Raw genomic sequence first — 9,020 nt, forward strand, 5'->3', positions numbered from 1 at the left:
ATCGCCCGCGATACGAAACTTGGGCCAGAAGAAATTACCGGTGATATCCCGAACGTTGGTGAGTCTGCACTAAGTAAGCTTGATGAAGCAGGTATCGTGTATATCGGTGCTGAAGTGAAAGGCGGCGATATTCTGGTAGGTAAGGTGACACCTAAAGGTGAAAGTCAGCTAACCCCGGAAGAAAAACTGTTACGTGCTATCTTTGGTGAAAAAGCGTCTGATGTTAAAGATACCTCTTTACGGGTACCTAACTCAGTAACAGGTACGGTTATTGACGTGCAGGTATTTACCCGTGATGGCGTTGAAAAAGACAAACGCGCCCGCGAAATCGAAGAAATGGAAGTTAAACAGGCTAAGAAAGACCTGAATGAAGAGTTCCGTATTCTGGAAGCCGGTATTTCTGATCGTGCCCGTAACTTGCTTGAGCAGAGCGGTCTTGACCGTGCCAAGCTGGATACTTTAAAAGGCGATGCGCTGTTTAATCAAAGCTTAAGCGATGAAGATAAACAGAACGATTTAGAACAGTTAGCCGCCCAGTTCGAAGAAATTCGCGTTGAGTACGACAAGAAGTTCGAATTAAAACGCCGTAAGATCACGCAGGGTGATGATTTAGCACCGGGCGTACTGAAAATTGTTAAAGTGTATCTGGCGGTTAAACGTCGGATCCAGCCAGGCGATAAAATGGCCGGCCGTCACGGTAACAAAGGTGTTATTTCAACTATCGTACCTGTTGAAGATATGCCATATGACGAGAAAGGTCAGCCAGTTGATATCGTACTGAACCCACTTGGTGTTCCGTCACGGATGAACATCGGTCAGATCCTGGAAACGCATTTAGGCTTAGCAGCTCGTGGTATCGGTGACAAAATTGATGGCATGATTAAAGAGCAGAAAGAAATCGCGGAAATCCGTGACTTCCTGGTCAAAGTTTATGCCTTAGGTGAGTCGCGTCAGGAAGTTGATGTTGCCAGTTTCACTGATGACGAAGTTCGTCGTCTGGCGCAGAACCTTCGTAAAGGTCTGCCGGTGGCTACCCCAGTATTTGACGGCGCTAAAGAATCAGAAATCAAAGAGTTATTAACACTTGGCGATTTACCAACCAGCGGTCAGATCACCTTATATGATGGTCGTACCGGTAATACCTTTGAACGTAAGGTAACGGTTGGCTACATGTACATGCTGAAACTTAACCACTTGGTTGACGACAAGATGCATGCGCGTTCTACCGGTTCATACAGCCTGGTTACTCAGCAACCGCTGGGTGGTAAGGCACAGTTCGGTGGTCAGCGCTTCGGTGAGATGGAAGTGTGGGCGTTAGAAGCTTATGGTGCGGCTTATACCCTACAGGAAATGCTTACTGTTAAGTCTGATGACGTCAACGGTCGTACTAAGATGTATAAAAACATCGTTGACGGCGACCACAGAATGGAACCTGGCATGCCAGAATCTTTCAACGTACTGATGAAAGAAATCCGTTCGCTCGGTATCAATATCGAATTGGAAGAGGAATAAACCGACAGCTAGTTGGCGGGGCAGTGCGCTGCCCCATTCCGGTTTACCTCTTACAGGAGAGCAAAGGTGAAAGACTTATTAAAGTTTCTGAAACAACAAACTAAAACTGAAGAGTTTGATGTTATTCGTATCGGTTTATCCTCACCGGATATGATCCGTTCGTGGTCATTTGGTGAAGTTAAAAAGCCAGAGACGATCAATTACCGTACCTTTAAACCCGAGCGTGACGGTTTATTCTGTGCCCGTATTTTTGGCCCGGTAAAAGATTACGAGTGTTTGTGCGGTAAGTACAAGCGCTTAAAACACCGTGGCGTTATCTGCGAAAAGTGTGGCGTTGAAGTTACCTTAACCAAAGTACGTCGCGAGCGGATGGGCCACATAGAGCTGGCCAGCCCGGTTGCACATATTTGGTTTTTAAAATCGTTACCAAGCCGCATCGGTTTGCTGCTGGATATGACCTTGCGTGATATCGAGCGCGTATTGTATTTCGAAAGCTATGTAGTCACAGAGCCAGGTATGACATCTTTAGAGCGTCGTCAGATGTTAACTGAAGAAGAATATCTGGACGTGCTGGAAGAACATGGCGACGAATTTGAAGCAAAGATGGGCGCTGAAGCCGTGCTGGATATCCTGCGTGGTATCGACTTAGCTGTTGAAATTAAACAGATGCGCGAAGAGCTACCCACCATTAATTCAGAAACTAAGCGTAAAAAGATCAGCAAGCGCTTAAAACTGATGGAATCATTCTTTACCTCTGGCAACAAACCAGAGTGGATGATTATGACAGTACTGCCAGTATTACCACCAGATTTGCGTCCGTTGGTACCACTTGACGGTGGCCGTTTTGCGACTTCAGATCTGAACGATTTATATCGTCGGGTTATTAACCGTAATAACCGTTTGAAGCGTCTGCTAGATTTGTCTGCACCTGACATTATCGTTCGTAATGAAAAGCGGATGTTACAGGAAGCGGTTGACGCCTTATTAGATAACGGTCGTCGTGGTCGCGCTATTACCGGTTCAAATAAACGCCCATTAAAATCTTTGGCCGATATGATCAAAGGTAAGCAGGGTCGTTTCCGTCAGAACTTATTAGGTAAGCGGGTTGACTACTCAGGCCGTTCGGTAATTACCGTTGGTCCAACACTGCGTTTACACCAGTGTGGTTTACCGAAGAAGATGGCTTTAGAATTATTTAAGCCATTCATTTACGGTAAGTTAGAAGCCCGCGGTTTAGCCACTACGATCAAAGCGGCTAAAAAGATGGTGGAGCGCGAAGAAGGCGCAGTATGGGACGTGCTGGATGAAGTTATCCGTGAACATCCGGTACTGTTAAACCGTGCACCAACATTACACCGTTTAGGTATTCAGGCGTTCGAGCCGGTACTGATTGAAGGTAAAGCGATTCAGTTGCACCCATTGGTGTGTGCGGCTTATAACGCCGACTTTGATGGTGACCAGATGGCGGTACACGTACCGCTGACTATCGAAGCGCAGTTAGAAGCCCGTGCGTTGATGATGTCAACCAATAACGTACTGTCACCTGCTAACGGCGAACCTATTATCGTGCCTTCACAGGACGTGGTGTTAGGTCTTTACTACATGACGCGTGAGGCGATTAACGTCAAAGGCGAAGGCATGATGTTTAAGAGCGCGAAGGAAGCTGAAAAAGCTTTCCGTGCTGACTGTGCCAGCCTGCATGCGAAAGTAAAAGTACGGATTACCGAGATTGAAATCGCCGAAGATGGCAGCCGGACGGAGACTGTCGCGGTGCGTGACACCACGGTTGGCCGGGCAATTTTATTCTCTATCCTGCCCGAGGGCCTGGCGTTTGATTCAATCAACCAGCCAATGGGTAAGAAACAGATTTCACGCTTATTAAACGGTGCTTATCGTCGTATCGGTCTGAAGCAAACAGTAATTCTTGCTGACCAAATCATGTACACCGGTTTCCACTACGCCATGTTATCTGGTGTATCAGTGGGTATCGATGACATGGTCATCCCGGCTGCGAAAACTGAAATTATCGATGCTGCAGAAACAGAAGTGGCAGAGATCCAGGATCAGTTCCAGCAAGGTCTGGTTACTGCCGGTGAAAAATACAACAAAGTTATCGATATCTGGTCAACAGCTAACGAAACCTTGTCAAAAGCGATGATGGACAACCTGTCTAAAGAGTCTGTGGTTGACCGCGATGGCAATACCGTCGAGCAGCAGTCATTTAACTCTGTTTACATGATGGCCGACTCAGGCGCCCGGGGTTCTCCGGCGCAGATCAGGCAGTTATCAGCCATGCGTGGTCTGATGGCTAAGCCAGATGGTTCTATCATCGAAACGCCAATTACCGCGAACTTCCGCGAAGGCTTGAGCGTATTACAGTACTTTATCTCTACTCACGGTGCCCGTAAGGGTCTGGCTGATACCGCACTGAAAACGGCAAACTCGGGTTACCTGACCCGTCGTCTGGTCGATGTTGCCCAAGATCTGGTGGTTACCGAAAGCGACTGTGGTTCTGATCAGGGCATCATTATGAAGCCGTTGATCGAAGGTGGTGACGTGGTTGAGGGCTTGCGTGAGCGGGTGCTGGGCCGGGTTGTCATTGGTGATGTTGTATCGCCAACCACTGGCGAAGTGCTGGTTGCCAATGGCACCATGCTGGATGAGCAACTCTGTGATTTAATTGAACAAAATTCAATTGACGAAGTGCATGTTCGTTCAGTAATCACCTGTCAGACTGACTTTGGTGTTTGTGCCAAATGTTATGGCCGTGACTTAGCACGTGGTCACCTGATTAACGCCGGTGAAGCCGTAGGCGTTATCGCCGCGCAGTCAATCGGTGAGCCAGGTACTCAGTTAACCATGCGTACTTTCCACATCGGTGGTGCAGCATCACGGGCATCAGCAGAAAACAGCGTTCAGGTTAAAAATGCCGGTACGTTGAAGCTGCATAACGCTAAATTCGTTCGTAATGCAGATAACAAAATTGTTATTACTTCACGCTCTGCTGAAGTTACCGTATTCGACGAATTAGGTCGTGAGAAAGAGCGCTATAAACTGCCATACGGTTCTATTATGGCTACTGATGACAATGCCAAAGTGGCCTCTGGTCAAATTGTAGCGAACTGGGATCCGCATTCACACCCTATTATCGTTGAACGTGGCGCCAAGGTTAGCTTCAGTGATGTTGATGACACCAACACTGAAGTACAACAGGATGAACTGACTGGTTTAACCCGGACAGTAGTAAAAGATTTGGCAAAAGCGAATGCGAAAGAGCCAAAACTTATCCTGGCAACCGATGATGGTGGTTTGCAGGAAATTCGCCTGCCAAGCTTCACCACCATCGAAGTCGCTGACGGCGAAAACGTACTGACCGGTGGTGTGTTAGCTCGTATACCGCAGGAAAGCTCGAAAACCCGCGACATTACCGGTGGTCTGCCACGAGTGGCCGATTTGTTTGAAGCTCGTAAGCCGAAAGATCCTGCCATCCTGGCGGAAATCTCTGGTGTTATCAGCTTCGGTAAAGAAACCAAAGGCAAACGTCGTCTGGTCATTACCCCGGAACAGGGTGATGCCCATGAAGAGATGATCCCGAAATGGCGTCAGGTTAATGTGTTCGAGGGTGAGCGCATTGAAAAAGGCGAAGTTATCTCTGAAGGTCCGGAGTCTGCGCACGATATCCTGCGTTTACGTGGTATCCACCATGTTGCCAGCTATATTGTGAACGAAGTACAGGACGTATACCGCTTACAAGGTGTTAAGATTAACGATAAGCATATTGAAACGATTATTCGTCAGATGTTGCGTAAGTGTCTGATCACCAGCCCGGGAGACAGCGAGTTCCTTGAAGGTGAAATGGCAGAAGTGGCGCGCGTCAATATCGCTAACCGCGATTTGGAAGCCGCCGGTAAGATGCCAGCGCAATATGAGCGTTCGCTGTTAGGTATTACCAAGGCATCGTTGTCTACCGATTCGTTTATTTCGGCAGCATCGTTCCAGGAAACAACCCGCGTTCTTACTGAAGCCGCTGTTGGTGGTAAGTTTGACGAGCTGCGTGGTTTGAAAGAAAACGTTATTGTTGGCCGTTTGATCCCGGCAGGTACTGGTTTTGCTTATCATCAAAACCGTGCCCGTCTGCGTCAGCGTGGTGGCAATACCGACGTTGTTGAACCGTCAATGAGTGCAGAGTCTGCTGAACAGGCACTGACCGATGCACTTAATATGAATTTGTCGGGCGACAACGAGTAAGGAAGGAGCAGGTTGTTTGCTGGTGCTTAAAAAGCCAGCAAACGACATTGTAACTTGACAGGTCAAAGCTTGACCTTTAGAATTCCGCGACCCTAATTTTGGGGTGCGGAATTTTCACGTTTATTGGGTATTTATTAACCAGGAGTATTTAATGGCAACAATCAACCAGCTAGTGCGTAAGCCGCGCAGCCAGAAGGTAGCCAAGAGCACCGTTCCGGCGCTTGAAGCTTGCCCGCAGAAGCGTGGTGTTTGTACCCGTGTATACACCACTACACCTAAGAAGCCAAACTCAGCATTACGTAAAGTATGCCGTGTTCGTTTAACCAACGGATTCGAAGTTTCTTCTTACATTGGTGGTGAAGGCCATAACTTGCAAGAGCACAGCGTTGTGCTTATTCGCGGTGGCCGGGTAAAAGACCTTCCAGGTGTGCGTTACCACACCGTACGTGGCACATTAGACTGTGCAGGCGTAAAAGATCGTAAACAAGCCCGTTCTAAGTACGGTGCGAAGCGGCCTAAGAAATAACGGTACTCCGTTAGTAAGGCCAAACTAAACAACTTTTTTTCTTTATGTATTAAAAGTTTTGGAATCACCTGAAGCAATCGGAGTTACGAATGCCAAGAAGACGCGTCATAGGTCAACGTAAAATTCTTCCAGATCCTAAATTCGGAAGTGAATTACTTGCCAAGTTCGTTAATGTCGTTATGGTCGACGGAAAAAAATCCACAGCCGAATCAATAGTATACGGCGCCCTAGAAACTGCTGCTACCAAATCGAAGAAAGAGCATATCGATCTTTTCGAAGTGGCTTTAGATAACATTCGTCCAACTGTCGAAGTTAAATCACGTCGGGTAGGTGGTTCTACTTACCAGGTTCCATGTGAAGTTCGTCAGGTTCGACGTAATGCTCTTGCTATGCGTTGGTTGGTAGAAGCTGCCCGTAAACGTGGTGAAAAATCAATGGCTCAGCGTTTAGCTGGTGAAATGCTTGATGCCATCGAAAACAAAGGTTCAGCGGTTAAGAAGCGTGAAGACGTGCACCGTATGGCCGAAGCGAACAAAGCCTTCGCTCACTTCCGCTGGTAAGCAGAATAAAGAAATGAGGACACTATTGTGGCACGCACAACCCCAATAGAACGCTACCGCAATATTGGTATCGTTGCGCACGTAGACGCGGGTAAAACCACGACTACAGAGCGTGTGCTTTTTTATACTGGTCGTTCACACAAGATCGGTGAAGTACACGACGGCGCAGCAACCATGGACTGGATGGAGCAGGAGCAGGAGCGGGGTATTACTATCACCTCTGCTGCAACCACGACTTTCTGGGCCGGTATGCAGGCACAGTTTGAACAGCACCGGGTAAATATCATCGATACCCCAGGACACGTTGACTTCACGATTGAAGTAGAGCGTTCACTGCGGGTGTTAGATGGTGCTGTGGTGGTGCTGTGTGGTTCGTCTGGGGTTCAGCCTCAGACTGAAACCGTATGGCGCCAGGCAAACAAGTACGAAGTTCCTCGAATGATTTTTGTCAATAAAATGGACCGTACCGGTGCTGACTTCCTACGGGTAGTTAAGCAGGCACGGTCGCGTTTAAACACCACTATCGTACCTATTCAGTTGCCTATCGGCGCAGAAGACGACTTTAATGGTGTGGTTGACCTGATCAAAATGAAAGCAATTAACTGGAACATGGAAGATCAGGGCATGACCTTCAATTATGAAGAGATCCCGTCTGACATGTTGGCAGAGTGCAAAAAGTGGCGTCAGAATCTGGTTGAAGCAGCAGCTGAAGCCAGTGAAGATTTGATGGAACGTTACCTTGAAGGCGATGAGTTTTCGGAAGACGAGATTAAATCGGCGCTGCGTGCACTGACATTACGTAATGAAGTGGTATTGGTATTGTGTGGCTCCGCCTTTAAAAATAAGGGCGTGCAGGCCATGTTGGATGCGGTTATTGAATATCTTCCATCGCCAACTGAAGTGAAAGCTATCAATGGTATCTTGGAAGATGAGTCAGAAGGCGAACGTCATTCAAGTGACGAAGAGCCCTTTGCTGCTCTTGCGTTCAAAATTGCAACTGACCCATTTGTTGGTACGCTAACGTTTTTCCGGGTTTACTCGGGTGTAGTGGAGACAGGTTCTGCCATCTACAACTCAGTAAAACAGAAAAAAGAGCGTATTGGCCGGATGGTACAAATGCATGCCAATGCCCGTGAAGAAATTAAAGAAGTTCGTGCCGGCGATATCGCCGCCGCAATTGGCTTAAAAGATACCACGACAGGCGACACCTTGTGTGATCAGGATAATATTATTATTCTGGAGCGCATGGAGTTTCCGGATCCGGTTATCTCGGTAGCTGTTGAACCGAAAACCAAGGCTGATCAGGAAAAAATGGGTATCGCGCTGGGTAAACTGGCGGCTGAAGACCCTTCTTTCCGGGTGCATACTGACGAAGAAACCGGCCAGACCATTATTTCAGGTATGGGCGAATTACACTTAGACATTATCGTTGACCGGATGCGTCGCGAGTTCAAAGTTGAAGCTAATGTGGGTAAACCACAAGTGTCATACCGCGAAACGTTGCGCCAGGCCACCGAAGTTGAAGGTAAATTTGTACGTCAGTCTGGTGGTCGCGGTCAGTTTGGTCACTGTTGGCTGAAAATCGAACCTCAGGAAGAAGGTGCAGGTTACGAGTTCGTCAACGCGGTAGTGGGCGGTGTTATTCCTAAAGAATACATTCCTGCCATCGACAAAGGTATACAAGAGCAGATGAAAAACGGTGTGTTAGCGGGTTATCCGGTAATCGACGTTAAAGTCACTGTTTTTGACGGTTCATACCATGATGTAGACTCTAACGAGATGGCATTTAAAGTTGCCGCTTCAATGGGCTTCAAGAAAGGTGCGCTGCAAGCGAAACCAGTCGTACTTGAACCTATTATGAAAGTTGAAGTGGTAACGCCAGAAGAGTTTATGGGTGATATTGTTGGTGACTTAAACCGTCGTCGCGGTATTATTCACGGTATGGACGATGCCCCTGGTGGTATCAAAATCGTTGACGCAAATGTTCCGTTATCAGAAATGTTTGGTTATGCAACCAACATGCGTTCATTGAGTCAGGGCCGTGCGTCTTACTCCATGGAACCTCTGAATTATCAGGAAGCACCGAACAACGTAACTGAAGCGATTATCGCTGCACGTAAGTCTAACTAATCAATTAGTATGGCCCGGTAAATGTCGGGCTACAATTTAATATA

At 47.5% G+C, this 9,020-nt stretch carries 4 protein-coding genes and 1 pseudogene; all 5 read left to right on the forward strand.

Annotated features, from left to right (window positions below):
- Window positions 1–1,512: pseudogene (rpoB, locus tag ABY802_RS14810) on the forward strand (DNA-directed RNA polymerase subunit beta); the annotation flags it as partial.
- A 66-nt stretch (window positions 1,513–1,578) separates the two neighbouring features.
- Window positions 1,579–5,760: a DNA-directed RNA polymerase subunit beta' gene (gene rpoC / locus ABY802_RS14815; RefSeq protein ID WP_372627902.1), complete on the forward strand. Its 4,182-nt coding sequence runs from the start codon at window positions 1,579–1,581 to the stop codon at window positions 5,758–5,760.
- 151 nt (window positions 5,761–5,911) lie between these two features.
- The gene (gene rpsL / locus ABY802_RS14820; protein ID WP_019677787.1) at window positions 5,912–6,286 is read left to right on the forward strand and encodes a 30S ribosomal protein S12; all 375 of its coding nucleotides are present in this window, start codon (window positions 5,912–5,914) and stop codon (window positions 6,284–6,286) included.
- A gap of 89 nt (window positions 6,287–6,375) precedes the next feature.
- Entirely contained in the window at window positions 6,376–6,846 is a 471-nt protein-coding gene (gene rpsG, locus ABY802_RS14825) for a 30S ribosomal protein S7 (protein ID WP_372627903.1), read from the forward strand.
- A 27-nt stretch (window positions 6,847–6,873) separates the two neighbouring features.
- Window positions 6,874–8,976: an elongation factor G gene (fusA, locus tag ABY802_RS14830; RefSeq protein WP_372627904.1), complete on the forward strand. Its 2,103-nt coding sequence runs from the start codon at window positions 6,874–6,876 to the stop codon at window positions 8,974–8,976.
- Window positions 8,977–9,020 lie beyond the last annotated feature (44 nt).

This window comes from Arsukibacterium sp. (assembly GCF_041616895.1).
In the GTDB taxonomy this organism is placed as follows: domain Bacteria; phylum Pseudomonadota; class Gammaproteobacteria; order Enterobacterales; family Alteromonadaceae; genus Alishewanella.

Bases quoted from the DNA above. Each gene is read 5' to 3' on its own strand.
- rpsL (WP_019677787.1), top strand. From the start codon at position 5,912: ATGGCAACAATCAACCAGCTAGTGCGTAAGCCGCGCAGCCAGAAGGTA.
- rpsG (WP_372627903.1), top strand. From the start codon at position 6,376: ATGCCAAGAAGACGCGTCATAGGTCAACGTAAAATTCTTCCAGATCCT.